Origin of the sequence: Paenibacillus sp. BR2-3 (genome assembly GCF_046529485.1) — a bacterium.
Classification (GTDB): Bacteria; Bacillota; Bacilli; order Paenibacillales; family Paenibacillaceae; genus Paenibacillus_AQ.
In genome coordinates this window covers 4,218,076-4,235,152 of the sequence record NZ_CP126311.1, presented here as the reverse complement: position 1 = coordinate 4,235,152, position 17,077 = coordinate 4,218,076, and the positions used below count along the sequence as shown (strand labels likewise).

The window sequence follows — 17,077 nt, the reverse complement described above, 5'->3', positions numbered from 1 at the left end:
CAGGACCGCGCCAATTCGCCGGACCTGCCTTTTTTACATGCGCAGTGTGATCCCGACAGTGTATCTACCGGGCATGCTGCTATTCGATTTCCCTAAGTCTTTCGACAATCGTGGATTTGGTCAGCATCCGGTAAGCCTTCAGGGTCACAGAATAGGCTATAATCAGCAGAACCGGTACGACCAGGACAAACGGAAGCCAGTTCATTCGAAATACCGTAAAGGCCATGTTTGCAGTGATGCTTCTGGCAATAGTATAAGTAATCACCACACCTGTGGTCGAGGAGACAGCCACCGTAAAGAGCACAATATAAAGCCCTTCATACACAAGCATTTTCTTCAGCTGCTGCCTGGTCATTCCGATACTCTCCAGAACGGCAAACTCATTTCTGCGGGCAATGACCCCGGTAAGCACAGTGTTAATGTAGTTGAGCACTCCGATCAGCGCAATGACAAAGCTAAGGCCGTATCCTATAGTTTGAAAAATGGTGATAAATCCGCTCAATTCCTGTCTGTAGTCTTCCCTGGACTTTAGAGTAAGCTCATCCGTAGAATCGGTCATGGCCTTGGCAGCCTGCTCCACCTCGTCCAGCTTGGCCGGATCGGCGTGCAGGGTGGCCGAGAGGATCATGGCTTGCTTGCTGTCCTTCGGCAGCACTTTGTTCAGCTCTGAAGCAGGGAAGAAGGCATTGTAGCCATCAGATGAAAAAGATTGTATCGTTGCTGCAAAAAGGGCATCGGAGTTTAACACGGCCATCACTTCATAACTTTTGTCCAAGCCATCATAGGTAATGATATCGCCGGGATGATAATAGGTTGCGTAAGCATCTTCTCCCACTAAGGACTCGGTGATAATCACATAACTTCCAGAATCAAATTTCTGCTTATCAAACGATCCTTCGAGGATATCCTTCTCCACCAAGTCATACCAGCCCGGATCTATTCCATAAAGATAAATATCAATGTATCCTTCGTTTAAGTGCCAGAGGGTGGCAGGACCAGGGTCAGGCAAGGCAGCCAACGGCTCCAGAACCGTACGAACAGCGTCATCCAGAAGATACTGCTCTACCTTGAAATTAACCTTGTCAACACTTTCCACCCCGTCGATTCTGCCCAGAGTGCTGCTGAATTCCTCCGATAGTTTATTAGGATCGCCGGCTCGTTCTCTACCCAAAGTGATGATCGCCTCATTAGTGACCATGAAATCACCCGATATAAAAGTATTCAAGTATTTATTAACATCCAATGAAGAGATAATCGTAAAGATGGTGCTGAATAAAATAATGCTTAATGACAGGGAGGACAGCATTAGCAGCAGCTTCTTTTTACCTCTGAATAAGTTAGAGAACGCCATGCTGTAAAGTTTTGCCCCGTGCTGCGATTTCTTGGCTTTCCTTCTCCCGCCACTCTGTATGCCTGAGAACTTCACAGCTTCTACCGGAGCGATCCGGGCGGCGATCTTGCCTGGCTTGCTGGCGGCAATCCATACCGTAATGTAAGAGAACAAAGCTGCTCCTATAAATATGATTGGACTGGCCGAATAAGAAGTTTCTACAGGCTGGCTGGAGAAGGAACTGAGTAATGGGGTCATCAGGCAGCCTATCAGATAACCAAGGGCTAATCCGAATGGGAGTGCCATCAGGTACAGCAGTTGCGCCTGAATGAGAATAATCCTCTTCAACTGCCTGGGGGTGGTGCCAATCGTCTTCAGCAATCCGTAAAACTTCACATCCCGCACTACAGAAATGTAGAAAATATTATAAATCAGTAAATATCCACTCAGCATAATAATGAATAGTACAGCTGTATAAGGAATCAGATTCATCCAATCTTCGGTAAGTGAGACACTGGAATAAGCCCAATTTATTCCTATGGGTACATCCAGTCCTGTATCCGCCAGTACTTTATTCAGTTTCTGCTCGATATCAATGGAATTGTTAAACATTACATTCAGCTCTGAAGTGTTGACATAGGAACCCTTGGCGATGGAGAGGGCAGGGTCGATAGAAGAGATGTACTTCCGTGTAAAAGCCTCTGAGACGAAGGCCATTCCCGCCATAGCCAGATGCTTATCCGCTTCATAATATCCCGACAGAGTAAACTCCTTGCTTAAGGTTTTCTCACCGATATCCATCTCCAGGGTGACAAGCTGGCCTAATTCATGCAGAACACCAAGCCTGTCCAGTTCCCACGTATTGAGGACAATTTCGTTTTCGCCGGAAGGCAGGCCGCCTTCTATAAATTGGACAAAGCTATGCTTGGCGTAGTTTTTATCGATTTGATGAACCTCTACCCGACTGTTCTTAAAAACCTCATTCTTCAGTTCGCCAGCCAAAAGAGAGACTCCGTATTCACGGATAGAGGGATGCTGGCGCAGCTCTTCCAGCTCAGCGGGGTTCAATTGCTTGAAGCCCCCGTGAAAATCACTTCCCACCGTCCGCATCTGGGTATATTCCATCGACTTATTGAGACTGAGGGTCAGTGTAAATACGGCGGTAATCAAGAGTGTAGTCAGGATGACCGCACAGATGATGGTGAGATTGCGCATCAGATTTGCTTTTAAGCTTTTGACGGCGAGGCGGCGGATGGTCTTGTGGTTATTCGTCCCGATCATGAAGGGCTCACTTCCCGGCCAACCTGCTCATTCCCGGAAACAGCTCTTCCGTCCTCAATTCGGATCATACGGTCAGCGGTCTGTGCGATCTGCTCGTTATGCGTGATCATCACGATGGTCTGGTTGAATTTCTCACTCATCTGCTTCATTAATATGAGCACTTCTTGACTGGTTTTACTGTCCAAATTACCTGTTGGCTCGTCCGCCAGTATGATGGAAGGTTTGGAGGCCAAGGCTCTGGCGATAGCTACACGCTGCTGCTGGCCGCCGGAGAGGTTGGAAGGCAGATTATTTACCTTTTCTTGAAGTCCCAGGGTTCGGATGACTGTATCCAGGTATTCCTTGTCTATTTTGCCGCCGTCCAGTTCTATGGGAAGCACTATATTCTCCAGCACATTCAAAATGGGTACGAGATTGTAGCTCTGGAAGACGAATCCAACCGATCTGCGTCTGAAAATAGTCAGCTTGTCATCACTCATCGTGAAGATATCGTGCCCGTCCACGTAAACCTTGCCCTCTGAGGCCCGATCCAGACCGCCAAGCATATGTAAGAGCGTGCTTTTGCCGCTGCCGCTGGTCCCGACAATGGCTACAAATTCCCCTTTTTCCACGGATAGCGATACACCGTCCAAGGCTTTGACAATCTGTGCACCTTTTCCGTAATACTTCTTCAGGTTTTCTGTTCTTAAAATAGGCATAAGTAGCGTTTCCCCCTAAATGATTCGTCCTTTATTCACCATCTAAAGGTATCAAACAAATCTGACAGCACCGTGTCTGAAATCTGACGGTATTGACACAATCATAGTTGGGGCAAGAAAACCGAGAATGTTGTGCCCTTGCCAAGCTCGGAGGTTACTTTAATATATCCGCCTTGAGTGGTGATAATCTCCCGGGCCAAAAACAATCCGATGCCTATGCCTTCAGCTTCACGGGCATTTTGCCCCCGATAAAACCGCTTGAAAATAGAATGGAGATCCTCTTCAGGTATCCCGATGCCCGTATCTGAAATATCCAGACGAGTGAACATCTCGTTGCTCTCGGCTGAAAGATGTATCTTGCCTCCTTGACCCGTGTATTTCACGGCGTTCTCCAACAGGTTGAAAAGCGCTTCGCTGGTCCATTTCATGTCGTGGCGGGCCACGAGTTGCGCCGCACAGGAAATGCTGATAACGATGTCTTTGCTTTCTGATTGGGCATAAACTTGGGATACGGTCTGCTTGATCGTTTGAATAACGGGATTGTCCCCGATATGGAGGGAGATCATGCCTGTTTCCAGTCTGGAAAGCTTGATCAAGGACTGGATCAGCCAATCCAATTTATCCGATTGCACCTTAATATCGTTCACGTGATGCCGACTATCCTCTTTTAATTCGGAAGCCTCCCCCAGGAGCTGGGTGTAAACCATGATATTGGCCAAGGGCGTCTTGGTCTGGTGGGAAATATCAGAGATCAGTCCTTTGATTTTATTTTTCTCCGTCTCTATGTTCTGTTCTTTAGCCTTGGAAATATCTATGTACCGCATTAATTTATGTTCCAAAGAGGAAAGGGAAGTCTCCTCATAATAGGTTATGGGTTCCCGGCCTTGAATGGCCCGATCTACGATTTCATCCACATTCTCCATAAAGTCAGTAATTTGGCGGGTAAGAATGACAATCCATGCGACTCCGCCCACCATCATGCAAACGATAAACAGAAAGGAGAGCCATAACAGCGTGAAGTCCAGGCCTGTCAGGAAAATAACAGTGACTGTGTAGGTTAAGACCAGGAGAACAAAAATCAGCGAGAACAGAATATTAATCTGCTTTGAGTGTTGAACCTGCCTGTTTTTCTTCTTCATGGGTGTTGCCCTTCCGCCCACATATAACCTAAGCCATAAATAGTCTTAATGTATTTTGGAGAGGAGGGCTCGTCCTCAATCTTGGCCCGCAGCCGTTTGATGGCTACGCTCAGCGCATTTTCATCTACAAATTCGGCGTCTTGGCTCCAGGTTTTATCAATCAGCTGTTCTCTTGTCAAAATATTTCCCGGGTTAGCTACCAGAATCTTCAGCAGCTTCTGTTCGGTTTTGCTAAGTACCAGCTGACGGTTGTTTCGGTAATACTCCATCTTGCCGAAGTCGAAGGTTAATGGGCCAATGGTTATTTTATCCCCGCTATGGTGCTCCGCTCTTCTAAGAACTGCCATAACTCTGGCGCGCAGAACCATCAGGCTGAACGGTTTGGTGATATAATCATCGGCTCCCAGCTCAAAGCCCGTAACAATGTCCGGCTCCATATCATTGGCAGTAAGAAAGATAATGGGCGTCTGCGACGTTCTCCGGATTTTCACACAATAATCCAGTCCGCTTCCGTCCGGAAGGTTTATATCGAGAATGATCAAATCGATCTTGTGCGACGAGACGATTTGCTCCGCAGCAGCGATGTCATAGGCCTGTTTAATGATCAGATCATTCTGGGAAAGCGTCAGGGCGATCCCTTTATTCAGACTGCGGTCGTCCTCAACAATCAGCAATGTCCTCATGGGCGGTTCTCCTTCCAACGGGCAGTATAAATCAACATTTGTGCAAAGACACATTAAGCATAATTATACACTTCCATTTTTTCTTTAAAAGCTGAAATGATAGATAGAAGAGACCGAGTAGTCTGCAGTCGTAGAGCCTCCCCGACTAAGGTCCAGTACTAAAAACCGTCCCCGGTCTGTTTTGAAAAGCTTGAGATTGCCCTAGAATAAGATCATAAGGTTGAGGAATACGAAAGGCGGTGAGAAAAAATGCAAAAGAAAAAAGGAAACGGATTAGCGATTGTACTGATTGTACTCGGAGCGATTATGCTGATGGGTATTGCGCTTCCTCTGATTCACGGAATTTTCAGACTGCTGTTCCCTGTATTGCTGATTGTTCTCGGTTACTATGGAATCAAGAGCGGACGTAAGGTTATCGGTTGGGTCGTGCTTTTCATCGGTGTTATGTCTTTGATCGCCAAGCTATCCTGGCTCATTGGACCCTTGCTGGGTGTGGCGCTGATCGTTTGGGGCATCTTGTTTTTGAAGGGCAAGAGAAGAAGTACTTACTAAAGGGAACGAATACCTAATAGAAAGTTAGGAGGGAACAGGAAATTATGAGCGTTTTTCGTCGCATGCGGGATATTACCGTAGCTAATCTAAATGACCGGCTGGAACAAAGCCAAGACCCTGTGAAGCTGATTGATCAATTCCTTCATACCACCCGGGATGAAATCGGTGAGGCTGAGAGGTTGTATCAGCAATATGCTTCCCATACGAAGCAGTTGCAGCAGCAGGTAAATCAGGCAACAGCCATGAGAAACAAACGTGAAGAGCAGGCGCTATTGGCACTGAAAGCCGGGGAAGATCATCTGGCGAAGCTGGCTTTGCAGGAAAAAATCATTCACGAGGAAAAGCTGGAGCAGTACAACGGACTTTTGGAGCAGAGCCAGCAATCCCTGTTTGAGCTTGAAGGGCAGCTGAACGAGCTGAAAATGGAGTACCAGACCGTGTACAGCAAACGTCAATATTACGCGGCACGAATGGAAACGCTGCGATTGCAGCAGCGCATGAATCAAAGAGCCGGAGCCTTCGGAGGCGGCGGTGATGTACCCAAGATGTTCAATCGCCTGGAAGACCGGATGACCGACTGGGAGCTGGAAGCCAAAAGCCTGAGCGACTTACGGCGTATGGGGCAAGAGTATGCGGTACAGGCGGGAGAGACAGTAGCTACTGTCCTCGAAAGAGAATTAGCCCGTCTAAAGGAAAAGTTGAACCATGACAGAAAGGAGTAGCACTATGACCCCATTGTATCGATCAACCCGTGATAAGGTGATGACAGGGCTGGCTGGAGGCTTGTCCGAGACGCTCGGGATTGATTCTACGTTAGCACGGATTCTGCTTGTGGTAAGTATTCCTTTCACAGGGGGTACGGTGATTCCGGTATACTTCATCGCCGCACTTATTATTCCGAAGGAGCCAACGCATAACAATCCTTTTGGGCCTGGACATGGAGCGCCAGGAAGCGCATATGGAGGCCCATACGGAGGTCACTATTCGGATAAGAACAACGCGTATTCGGCCCCGGACTCCGGACTGGATGCCATGATGAAGGATATTGAGAAAAAGGCTCTGAAAAAAGAAGTCGAAGAACTCAAACAAAAACTGTCTAAATACGAGAAGGGAGAAGTGTAAATCATGGGAGTATTTCAAAGAATTAAGGACATGACAAAAGCGTCGGTAAACGACTTGTTGGATAAGGTAGAGGACCCGATTGTGATGCTTAATCAATATCTGCGCGATATGGAGGCAGAAATTCACGAAGCTGAAGTCACTGTAGCGAAACAAATGGCCAATGAGCGCCGGATGAAGCAGCGTGTTGAAGAGGCTGCCAAAGTATCCGGACAACGTGCTGCGCAAGCTGAGCTCGCTCTGAAGAATGGTCAAGAGGAGGTTGCACGCAAGCTGCTGGAGGAAAAAATCTATTTCGACCAAAAGCATGCCGAGTACAGTGAGCTTCACGGGCAAGCGGAAACGCAAGCCAAGGAATTGGTGCAGCAGCTGCATGAAATGAAGGATGAGTTCTATAAGCTGCGCAACAAGCGCAATGAACTGGTATCCCGTGCGCAAATGGCTAAAGCCAAGAAGCAAATGTCCCAGATCAGCAGCGTACATGCGATCGAAAGCGGCAGTGCATCTCTCGGATTCCACCGTATGGAAGAGAAGATTATGCAGCTCGAAGCGGAAGCTGATGTTATGCGTGCGCCTTACAGTCCTCCAGCAGCTGCCTACAGCAAACCTATTGATGCCGAGAAGCAGCTGAAGGTCGAAGAACAGCTTGCCGCACTGAAGAACAAGCTGAATGCCCCTCCTTCATCCCCTTCTTTGGACAAAAAAGAAGAATAAAAGCCTGTTCCAAAAATACAGGCTGGTATGATATGCTGAACAAGGTAAAGCCATACGGTGTGGAATTTCCATACCGGTATGGCTTTTCGAACGCTAATTCACAGGCTTGGCATAACTTTTGGGAGGTGCGAGATGGATAAGCGAAACCGTTTGATTGCCATAGGACTGATCGGAGTCGGCTGCTTGATGATATTTGGCAGATGGATCGGCTTTTTCTCCATTGTCGCACTGCTGTTCCTGCTGCTAGGCATTTATCGTACAACGTCCGGCAAAGTCAAACAAGGCTACACACTGCTTGGGATTGGCGCGGTGATGCTGCTCCTGGATCATTTGGTGCTGGTTCTCGGCATTTGTCTGATCTCACTGGGCATGTTTTTTACCAAATCCAAAAAGCTGCAGCACAAGAGCGGATTCATGCAGAAGCAAAACTTCTCATCCAGCTTTGACTGGGATCAATCGCCGTGGGTGATGCAAAGTCTTAGCGCCTGGCATGTGCTCGGTGAAGCGGATCTCGACCTTTCGCTGGCTATGGCAGAGGATAAAGAGACAATCCTGTTGTTTCAAGGGATTTTTGGGGATATAGATATCCATTTGTCGGAGGATTATGGTGTGGAAATTGAGGCGTTTGTGTTGTTCGGATCCATTGAATTCGGCAACCAGCGCGATACGGGCATGTTGAACCGGCTGAATTGGAAGTCTTCCAATTATGATAGCAGCGAGTATAAAGTGAAGTTCAGCGTCTCGTATTTAATGGGCGATTTGGATGTGCGGTTTACCTGATATTAGGATGCAGAAGGGAGGGCCCCCGGTGGAGAATAAGAAGAACACGAACATGGTATCACGCAGCATGGGAGAGGGGGCTCTTTTTTCCTTTGTCATGCTGCTTGTGATCCTGTACATTATGTATACATACGGTTATTTAGAGCCTTTTGAGAACTGGGAGATTGGGCTGCGGACCGCACTTTCTCTGATTGTACTGCCGATAGGATTCGGAGTCGGGTTCGGCTTCTACCAGAGCTTTCGCATCAAGCGTAAGCTGGAGCGGCTGCGGGAGACTCTGCTGCTGTGGGAAAAGGGTAACCTCACGCTGTCGATGCCAAAGCTTGGCGAGGATGAGCTGGGCAGGCTGGGAGAACAGCTGGGGCGGATTAGCGGCAAATGGGAGAACCAGGTGACTACGCTGCAGAGGTTATCTACACATAATGCGCAGCTGGCAGAGCAGGCGCGGGTCTCAGCCATTGTCGAGGAACGGCAGCGACTGGCGCGTGAGCTGCATGATGCGGTCTCCCAACAGTTATTCGCCATCTCCATGACGGCTACAGCCGTTGGCCGGACGCTGGAAAAGGATTTCGACAAGGCTCAGCGCCAGATTGCACTGATTGAGGAAATGGCTGCTGTTGCCCAGTCGGAGATGAGAGCGCTGCTGCTGCATTTAAGGCCGGTTTATCTGGATGGCAAAGGGCTGGAGCAGGGGCTTCAGGAGCTGATTAAAGAGCTTAAGGTGAAGGTTCCTATTGAGATTTTATTCGAAATGGACCCGGATGTTCACTTGCTGAAGGGTGTAGAGAATCACTTGTTTCGCATTGTTCAGGAGACAATCTCGAATACACTGCGGCATGCGAAGGCCGAGAAGCTGGAGATTCGTCTTCATCGCCGGGGGGATACGGTGCGTATGACCCTCCGGGATGACGGTATCGGGTTTGAAATGGACGAAAGCAAGAAAACATCTTACGGCTTATCGAATATGCAGGAACGGATCGTGGAAACCGGAGGCTCCATTCAATTCATTACAGCTCCGGGAAAAGGGACGCGAATTGAAATTACAGTTCCGTTAGTCAATGAATAGGAGGACAGGGGAACCATGGAGACAGAAAATTCGATTAAAGTACTACTGGTGGATGATCATGAAATGGTCCGGATTGGTTTGGCTGCAGTACTTGGCACCGAGGATGGGATCGAAGTGGTAGGCGAAGCCGGAGGCGGAGAGGAAGGCATTCGTCTCGCCCAGGAATATAAGCCGGATGTCGTTCTTATGGATCTGGTGATGGACGGCATGAATGGTATTGAGACCACCAGAGAGCTTATGAAGCTTTACCCTGAATGTAAGGTTATCGTCTTGACCAGCTATTTGGATGATGCCAAGATGTATCCGGTCATTGAAGCCGGGGCTTTCAGTTATTTGCTGAAAACGTCGCGGGCCAGTGAGGTCGCCGATGCGATTCGTGCGGCAGCGAGAGGCCAGTCTGTACTGGTCTCGCAGGTTGCTTCCAAAATGATGAACCGGTTCCGCAGTGATGCCATGGGAGAACCGCCTGCCCATAAAGAGCTTACGGAGCGGGAGATGGAAGTATTGAAGCTTTTGGCTCAGGGGAAATCCAATCAGGATATAGCCGATCAGCTTATCATCGGAATCAAGACTGTGAAATTCCACGTGACGAATATTCTCGCCAAGCTGAGTGTGGAAGACCGGACTCAAGCGGCAATTTATGCGTATAAAAATGGATTGGCGGAGTAATTGGCTGCTATATCCTCGAAAGTGTACAAGAACTGGCCTCGAGTAAGCAGGGCCGGTTTTTTTGCGTGCAGGAATATATTAAAAAGCTGGCCTCCGTATAAAATCTTTTAAACCGGGCATCCTGTTTACTAGATTAATAGACCGGATATGGAGAGGGCGATATTACATGGGAAATCGGGATGGTAACAAGGGGACAAGCCACGGGGCTGGGAGTAAAAGAGGCATTAAAGGCGGCATTAAAGGAAAGCTGCTGGTACTGATTCTTTGCTGCGCTGCGGTGCTGATGGCGGGTTTTCGGGGCGAAGGTGAAAAAGAGAGCCAGTCCGAATTGGGAAAGTCGCTTCCGTTGCTGGCTTCCCTTGGCAAAAGCGTTACAGTACCCGGTTCCCCCCTTCGCCTGGTATTGAAATGGCAGGGAGAATACAACGGTGACGGTCCTGAGGCTGGTGCTGCTGCTACAGATTTGTCTGCTGCGTTAGGTTTGGGAGAGGCAAGCCGGGACGACGGGGAGGAGCATCTTACTTACCGCTCGGCTGCCAGCGGAGCCGGTTTTCAGACTACCATGTTCTGGAGCGAGCTTGGAGACGGACGCAGTTATGTGATTGTAACCCTGGAGACGCCGGATTTGTTAAATGCTCCAGATCTGCAGGCCGCAGCGGAAGAAGCAGGCACGAAATTGCGGAAGGCCGGGGTCAAAGCGGAATGGAACACCTCATTGCAGGGTACTGCGAAGGAGGAGGGGGACCCCCGGGAAGCGCTGCTGTTAACGGAACAGACCATGAACGGGCAACTAGCCGAGCTTTCTGTACTGGAAACCTACGAAGACGAAACCACGGCCAGCCATTCTTACAACACTCCTGCTTTGCAGCGATCCGTAATGAGCGGAAACCACAAGATAGCCCTGCAGGCAGCGATTCATAAGGATGTTAAAAAAGGCAGCAGCCGTGTTACAATTGGGTTCCCATTAATAACGATAGAATACTGATGCCATCGTATAGATATGAAGTTATATAAGTCGAAGTATAGTGAATAATAAGAAACATTAATGGAAATTTACGAAATTCCGAGAAAATTAGTCAGGAATGTGATAGCATCATTTTTAAGAATGTGATAAAATGAGTTCACGTCGTCACGCAATTTTCATAATGTATTCGATGCTGAGAATGGTTGTCAATAAAACTATATTACATACAGAAAGATGAGGAGCCATGGCTGAAAATCAAACCCTTGACGCACTGCAAACACCCGGTGCTGTATTTTTTATATTTGGGGCTACCGGAGATTTAGCCCGTCGTAAGCTTTTCCCGGCGATTTACAGCTTGTACCGCGAAGGCAAGCTGGCGCACGATTTTGCGGTAATCGGCGTAGCGCGTCGCCCGCGCACTCAGGAAGAATTCAGAAGTGACATTGGAAACTCCATTCGTGAATTCTGTCGTTATCAGGCAGGGGACGAGAGTGAATGGACCCAATTTGTAGAGCATTTTGAATACAAATCTCTGGATATCAATAATATTGACGGGTTCCGTGAATTACGGGCTCAAACCGAAGTTCTTGAGGAGAAGTTCCACATTCCGGGTAACCGCATGTTCTATCTGGCTCTTGCTCCTGAACTGTTCGGAAGTGTATCGTTCAACCTTAAGGCTGGCGGCATGCTGGACGGTGAAGGCTGGAAACGCCTCGTCATTGAGAAGCCATTCGGTTACGACCTGGAGTCGGCTGAGAAGCTGAACGAGCAAATCCGGCAGGTGTTCAAGGAAGAGGAGATTTACCGGATCGACCATTACCTGGGTAAGGAAATGGTTCAGAACATTGAAGTAATCCGTTTTGCGAATGCCTTTTTCGAACCGCTCTGGAACAATAAGCACATTGCCAACATCCAGATCACACTGGGTGAAACAGTTGGTGTAGAAGAACGCGGGGGGTATTATGATCATGCCGGAGCCTTGCGGGATATGGGTCAAAACCACATTCTGCAGCTGCTGACCATGATTGCGATGGAGCCGCCTAGCCGACTGCTGGCTGAAGATATCCGTGATGAGAAGGTGAAGGTATTGCGCTCGCTGCGTCCTTACGCTTCCTCTGATGAAGTTCGTGAGAATGTCGTGCGCGGACAATATACTCAAGGCCTCTATAAAGGCAAGTCGCTTCCGGCATACCGCCAGGAGGACAAGGTGAATCCTGAATCCAATACGGAAACGTATTTTGCTGCCCGCGTATTTGTAGACAACTTCCGCTGGGCGGGCGTTCCTTTCTATATTCGTACCGGCAAACGTCTTCCTGTGAAGACAACGGAAGTGGTTGTGGAGTTTAAGGGTATGCCTACCAATGTCTATTTGGGACAAAAGCATAATCTGGAGCCGAACCTGCTCGTAATCCGCGTCAATCCGATGGAAGGCATCTATGTAAAAATCAATGCCAAAAAGCCGGGCTCGGAGTCGGAAATTCAGCCGCTGGCTATGGATTTCTGCCAGAGCTGTATGATTGGCATCAACTCGCCGGAAGCTTACGAGCGCTTGCTCAATGATGCTGCACGCGGAGACTCCACCTATTTCACCCGCTGGGATGAGGTATCGTCCGCATGGTCGTTCGTGGACCGTATTGCGAAGGCGTGGAAGGAAGAAAGCACGGATTTGGCTTCCTACCCTGCAGGTTCATGGGGCCCGGTAGAAGCAGATAAACTGCTGGAGAAAGAAGGCTTTCACTGGTGGCCGGTGAACGGTCAGGAAGAAGATAATGTGGTATGGCGGCTGAACAACTAAAAGCCGAAGCTTTAAGAGAAATGCGAATACAATCTCCCTGCAGAGGCTGCAGGGGGATTTTTTTGTAGAAGTCTGGGACTTTTATAGATAATGTCTGCCGGATTTTGATATACTGAAAAGGATGCTTGAACTGGAAGCGGACCTCGATGGACCCAGTGATGAACATAATTGACCAATGAAGGGATATGTATAATGAGCAAAGCACCGGATCAGAAACTGCAGAAGGAAGTGGATAAACGCAGAACGTTTGCGATCATTTCCCACCCGGATGCGGGTAAAACAACTTTGACGGAGAAGCTGCTGTTATTTGGCGGCGCTATCCGGCTGGCGGGAACGGTTAAAGCCCGCAAGGCGAGCAAGCATGCAACAAGCGACTGGATGGAAATTGAAAAGCAACGGGGAATCTCCGTAACTTCTTCTGTAATGCAATTTGACTATATGGACCACCGTGTAAATATTTTGGATACACCGGGTCATCAGGATTTCAGTGAAGACACTTACCGTACACTCACAGCTGCGGACAGTGCGGTCATGTTGATTGACGTTGCCAAGGGTGTGGAAACGCAAACCATTAAGTTGTTCCAGGTATGTGCCAAGAAGGGTCTTCCCATCTTCACATTCATTAACAAGCTGGACCGGGAAGGCCGCAGTCCGTTTGATCTGATGGAAGAGCTGGAGAACGTACTTGGAATCCGTTCGGTACCTATGAACTGGCCGATTGGCAGCGGCCGCGAATTATGCGGTGTATACGACCGGATGAAGAACCAGGTAGAGCTATTCCAGGGAGATGACCACTCCGTTATTAAGGTACAGAAGGTTGAGAGTTACCGCGATCCTATTATTCGTGAAATGGCTGGAGAGTATCTGCATGACCAGCTGTGTCAGGATCTGGAGCTGCTTGATGTTGCTGGAGACCCATTTGATTATGACAAAGTGCTTCGTGGTGAAATAACACCTGTATTTTTCGGGAGTGCCATTAATAATTTCGGCGTACAGACATTTCTGGACAATTTCCTGGAGCTTGCACCGAAGCCGGAGCCGCGTCGCAGTACTGCGGGAATGATTGAACCGATGAATGAGAAGTTCACAGGTTATGTGTTCAAGATTCAAGCAAACATGAATCCGGCCCACCGTGACCGAATTGCGTTCCTGCGTATTGTATCCGGTAAGTTCGAGCGTGGGATGAGCGTAAAGCATGTCCGTGCAAGCAAGGACATTAAGCTGTCCCAGCCTCAGCAGTTTTTGGCACAGGATCGCGATATCGTTGAAGAAGCATATCCTGGCGATATCATCGGCCTGTTCGATCCCGGTATTTTCCGGATTGGGGATACGTTAAGCCAAGCCGGCGATATTGAATTTGACGAACTGCCAACGTTCTCGCCGGAGATTTTCGCCAAGGTGAGCATCAAAAACGCGTTGAAATCAAAGCAGTTCCAGAAGGGAATCGATCAGTTGACGGAAGAGGGCATGATTCAGGTGTTCCGCACGGTCAGCTTTGACGATATTCTACTAGGTGTGGTCGGACAGCTGCAATTCGAGGTATTCGAATACCGCATGAAGGGTGAATATGGCGTAGATATACAGCTGCAGCGGATGACGTATCAATTCGCCCGCTGGATTGTGGATGAGAACAAGCCGGATCCGAGCAAGTTCCGGATTAACTCTACCCTGGTAACGGATAAAAAAGGCAACTATGTGGTGCTGTTCGAGAACGAATACGCAATGCGTACGGCGATTGAGAAGAATCCGACGGCCAAGTTCCTGGAGACTGCGCCGTAAGGTATTTAACTTAATCTGAGGATTAAGCCGCATGTACTAATGAATGATTAAAAGAACCTCCGCCTTCATGTGTTTAATACACATGGTGCTGCGGAGGTTTTTTAGTAAGCTGCCTTCTGAATTAGGATGTGATCTGCCCTGGGGATATCGTCTTCAGATGCTTATGAAGTAAAGAAACCAGTTCATCCTGCTTGGCGGTATCCAGGTTCTTCCACATCATTTCGAAAACGGCTCCAAGCCCCGGCAGCGCCGCTTCTGGTCCGTCCACAGAGCCCTCAATCATATTTCGTAAATCGGCTTCAGACTGACCATGCACTTTATGGATGATCGCCTGGCGCAAATCGAGTGTAATCGACATTTAGTACCTCCTTAAGGTATGCAAAGTGTATGGCCTCGGATATAATGTACCCTGCGATTAACATGAAAATTCAAGTTTATGGGCCTGTATGCTATACTATTTGAGATGTAAAAAGCTACGGGAGGTACATAGACATGGCAAAAAAACAATATGCCGTCATTGGAATGGGACGTTTTGGATCTAGTGTAGCCAGAGCGCTCAGCGGCATGGGCTTTGACGTGCTGGCAATCGATGCGGACGAGCAGCGGACGCAGGAGATATCGAATATTGTAACCCATGCCGTATCTGCTGATTCAACGGACGAGGAAGCGCTGCGCGCACTGGGCATCCGTAATTTTGACGTGGTGGTTGTGGCGATTGGTGAAGATATTCAAGCCAGCATTTTGACAACGCTGATTCTGAAGGATCTCGGTGTACCCGCAATTCTGGTCAAAGCCAAGAGTGAGCTGCATGGTAAAGTATTAAGCAAAATCGGTGCAGATAAAGTAATTTATCCTGAACGGGATATGGGACTGCGGGTAGCGCATCATCTGGCCTCGCCCAATATCCTTGATTATATTGAGTTGTCGCCGGACTACAGTATTCTGGATATGAAGGTATCCGGGGCAATGCTGGGCAAAAATCTGCAGGAGCTTAACATCCGCGCGAAATACGGCTGCAACGTAATGGCTATTCGCCAAGGGGAGGAAATGAATATTTCGCCCCGTGCAGAGGATCGGCTGGTTGAAGGCGATGTGCTTGTTATCGTTGGACGGAAGGATAATCTGGCGAAGCTGGAAATGGCTTATCAATAGCGGTGGAAGACCTATATAGTGCATCATTCCGAGGAATGTTTGAACTTCCGGTCGCTGTTGTCCACAGATTTCTATGATTTGAACCGCCTTCTGCGGTCGAAATCCGTGGACAAAGGCGAAAGCTTCGCTCCTACAGTTTCAAACTTCCTCTCCATGAGTGCAACATGGTCTTTATATTAAAGTAAAGTAATTAAGAAACTGAAGTGACTGAGAGGATATACTATGGAAATTATGTCTCCGCAAAATACGCGGGTTAAAGAATGGGCTGGGCTGCAGGAGAAAAAGCACCGCGACAGAGCCTCTAAATATATCGTTGAAGGCATTCATCTGGTACAAGAGGCGCTGATGGCCGAGGCTGACGTGGAATGCCTGGCGTACGATCTTGACAAAGGAGTTCCAGCTGAGCTGAAAGGACTTCTTCAGGCGGTTCAGGGCATGGAGGTAATCGGTGTCACAGCGGCGATCATTTCCAAGTGCAGCAGCACGAATACCCCTCAGCCTGTATTTGCCATCGTCCGGAAGGAGCAGCACGGGGTCGAAGCGATCCTGAGCAAGCCGGATAGCCTGGTCGTTGTTCTTGACGGTGTTCAAGACCCCGGCAATGTCGGAACTATTATCCGCAGCGCGGATGCTGCAGGAGCGGACGGAGTCATCCTCGGCCAAGGCTGCGCCGATCTCTACAACCCCAAGACCATCCGGTCCACGATGGGCTCGATGTTCCATCTCCCGGTAGTGGAGGGAGATCTCAGTGATATCCTGCCTCAGGCTGCCGATCGTGGAGCCATGCTGGTAAGCACATCGCTGCAAGGCGAAGAGTCGTGCTACCAGCATGATTTTCATGGCAGCCAGTGGCTGCTTATCGGCAGCGAGGGTAAGGGCATCTCGCCCGAAACGGCGCAGCTCGTCGACAAGAGCATCATCATCCCGATGGCGGGCCGGGCCGAATCGTTGAACGCGGCGATGGCAGCTACGATTTTGCTGTTTGAGGCGATGCGGCAGCGGGGTTAAGATCCCGGGCTATCCGCCTTGTAAGTTGTAATTCACTTTGACACCGTTTGGAATATGGTTTGGCACCGATTTGTAATTTCAATTTGGCACAACTATTTCAGTCCTGATGATCAAGAAACCTTGATGTATCAGGACTTTTTCAATCTTATATCGTGCTTATTACTGCCAGACCGGCATCCAGGTAGGTGGAACAATCGTTTCCTTGCATGGGTACTCTCCCTTTTTGTGGTACACCTAGCTATGGATCCCTATATGGTTATAACGGGATTTTTTTATTAGTTTGATGTAAAAATAATGTTTGCAAATTACAATTAAATGGCTTATGATTTTGATGACAATAAAGAGAGC

General features: G+C 48.6%; 17 protein-coding genes. 12 read left to right on the top strand and 5 right to left on the bottom strand.

What is annotated here, in order from left to right; all coding sequences use genetic code 11:
* Positions 1 to 79: 79 nt before the first annotated feature.
* The 4 genes from PaeBR_RS20370 to PaeBR_RS20355 all read right to left on the bottom strand — a co-directional run bounded on the left by PaeBR_RS20370 (position 80) and on the right by PaeBR_RS20355 (position 5,131).
* Positions 80 to 2,611 carry an ABC transporter permease gene (locus tag PaeBR_RS20370; protein WP_410512323.1) on the bottom strand — a complete coding sequence of 844 codons (2,532 nt, stop codon included), beginning with the start codon at positions 2,609 to 2,611 and terminating at the stop codon, positions 80 to 82.
* On the bottom strand, positions 2,608 to 3,309 hold the full coding sequence (locus tag PaeBR_RS20365) for an ABC transporter ATP-binding protein (RefSeq protein ID WP_410512322.1): 702 nt from the start codon (positions 3,307 to 3,309) through the stop codon (positions 2,608 to 2,610). Before PaeBR_RS20365 ends, PaeBR_RS20370 begins: the two co-directional genes overlap by 4 nt.
* Positions 3,310 to 3,410: 101 nt before the next feature.
* A complete protein-coding gene (locus PaeBR_RS20360) occupies positions 3,411 to 4,448 on the bottom strand; it encodes a sensor histidine kinase (protein ID WP_410512321.1) in 1,038 nt (345 codons plus the stop codon).
* Positions 4,445 to 5,131, bottom strand: coding sequence for a response regulator transcription factor (locus PaeBR_RS20355; RefSeq protein ID WP_410512320.1), 687 nt, complete (start codon positions 5,129 to 5,131; stop codon positions 4,445 to 4,447). The genes PaeBR_RS20360 and PaeBR_RS20355 overlap by 4 nt, the downstream gene beginning before the upstream one ends.
* Before the next feature lie 249 nt (positions 5,132 to 5,380).
* Here PaeBR_RS20355 and PaeBR_RS20350 point away from each other — a divergent pair, with 249 nt between their 5' ends.
* From PaeBR_RS20350 to PaeBR_RS20305, 10 genes are all read left to right on the top strand, one after another.
* Positions 5,381 to 5,683, top strand: coding sequence for a LiaF transmembrane domain-containing protein (locus PaeBR_RS20350; protein ID WP_410512319.1), 303 nt, complete (start codon positions 5,381 to 5,383; stop codon positions 5,681 to 5,683).
* A gap of 44 nt (positions 5,684 to 5,727) precedes the next feature.
* Positions 5,728 to 6,405, top strand: coding sequence for a PspA/IM30 family protein (locus PaeBR_RS20345; RefSeq protein WP_410512318.1), 678 nt, complete (start codon positions 5,728 to 5,730; stop codon positions 6,403 to 6,405).
* Between the two features lie 4 nt (positions 6,406 to 6,409).
* The gene (locus PaeBR_RS20340; protein ID WP_410512317.1) at positions 6,410 to 6,805 is read left to right on the top strand and encodes a PspC domain-containing protein; all 396 of its coding nucleotides are present in this window, start codon (positions 6,410 to 6,412) and stop codon (positions 6,803 to 6,805) included.
* Positions 6,806 to 6,808: 3 nt separating this feature from the next.
* A complete protein-coding gene (locus PaeBR_RS20335) occupies positions 6,809 to 7,516 on the top strand; it encodes a PspA/IM30 family protein (protein WP_410512316.1) in 708 nt (235 codons plus the stop codon).
* 132 nt (positions 7,517 to 7,648) lie between these two features.
* Entirely contained in the window at positions 7,649 to 8,296 is a 648-nt protein-coding gene (liaF, locus tag PaeBR_RS20330) for a cell wall-active antibiotics response protein LiaF (RefSeq protein ID WP_410512315.1), read from the top strand.
* A gap of 7 nt (positions 8,297 to 8,303) precedes the next feature.
* The gene (locus PaeBR_RS20325; RefSeq protein ID WP_410512314.1) at positions 8,304 to 9,362 is read left to right on the top strand and encodes a histidine kinase; all 1,059 of its coding nucleotides are present in this window, start codon (positions 8,304 to 8,306) and stop codon (positions 9,360 to 9,362) included.
* 15 nt (positions 9,363 to 9,377) lie between these two features.
* The gene (locus PaeBR_RS20320; RefSeq protein ID WP_410512313.1) at positions 9,378 to 10,031 is read left to right on the top strand and encodes a response regulator; all 654 of its coding nucleotides are present in this window, start codon (positions 9,378 to 9,380) and stop codon (positions 10,029 to 10,031) included.
* Positions 10,032 to 10,197: 166 nt separating this feature from the next.
* Positions 10,198 to 11,016 (top strand): YwmB family TATA-box binding protein, encoded by an 819-nt coding sequence (locus tag PaeBR_RS20315; RefSeq protein ID WP_410512312.1) that lies wholly within the window; start codon positions 10,198 to 10,200, stop codon positions 11,014 to 11,016.
* 223 nt (positions 11,017 to 11,239) lie between these two features.
* Positions 11,240 to 12,790 (top strand): glucose-6-phosphate dehydrogenase, encoded by a 1,551-nt coding sequence (gene zwf / locus PaeBR_RS20310; RefSeq protein WP_410512311.1) that lies wholly within the window; start codon positions 11,240 to 11,242, stop codon positions 12,788 to 12,790.
* A gap of 192 nt (positions 12,791 to 12,982) precedes the next feature.
* A complete protein-coding gene (locus PaeBR_RS20305) occupies positions 12,983 to 14,569 on the top strand; it encodes a peptide chain release factor 3 (RefSeq protein WP_410512310.1) in 1,587 nt (528 codons plus the stop codon).
* A 121-nt stretch (positions 14,570 to 14,690) separates the two neighbouring features.
* Here PaeBR_RS20305 and PaeBR_RS20300 read toward each other — a convergent pair whose 3' ends face one another.
* Complete coding sequence (locus PaeBR_RS20300; RefSeq protein WP_410512309.1) at positions 14,691 to 14,927, bottom strand: small acid-soluble spore protein SspI; 237 nt, start codon at positions 14,925 to 14,927, stop codon at positions 14,691 to 14,693.
* Positions 14,928 to 15,061: 134 nt separating this feature from the next.
* Here PaeBR_RS20300 and PaeBR_RS20295 point away from each other — a divergent pair, with 134 nt between their 5' ends.
* Both PaeBR_RS20295 and PaeBR_RS20290 read left to right on the top strand, forming a co-directional pair.
* Positions 15,062 to 15,721, top strand: coding sequence for a potassium channel family protein (locus PaeBR_RS20295; RefSeq protein WP_410512308.1), 660 nt, complete (start codon positions 15,062 to 15,064; stop codon positions 15,719 to 15,721).
* A 222-nt stretch (positions 15,722 to 15,943) separates the two neighbouring features.
* Positions 15,944 to 16,729, top strand: a complete 786-nt coding sequence (locus PaeBR_RS20290) for a TrmH family RNA methyltransferase (protein WP_410512307.1) — start codon at positions 15,944 to 15,946, stop codon at positions 16,727 to 16,729.
* Positions 16,730 to 17,077 lie beyond the last annotated feature (348 nt).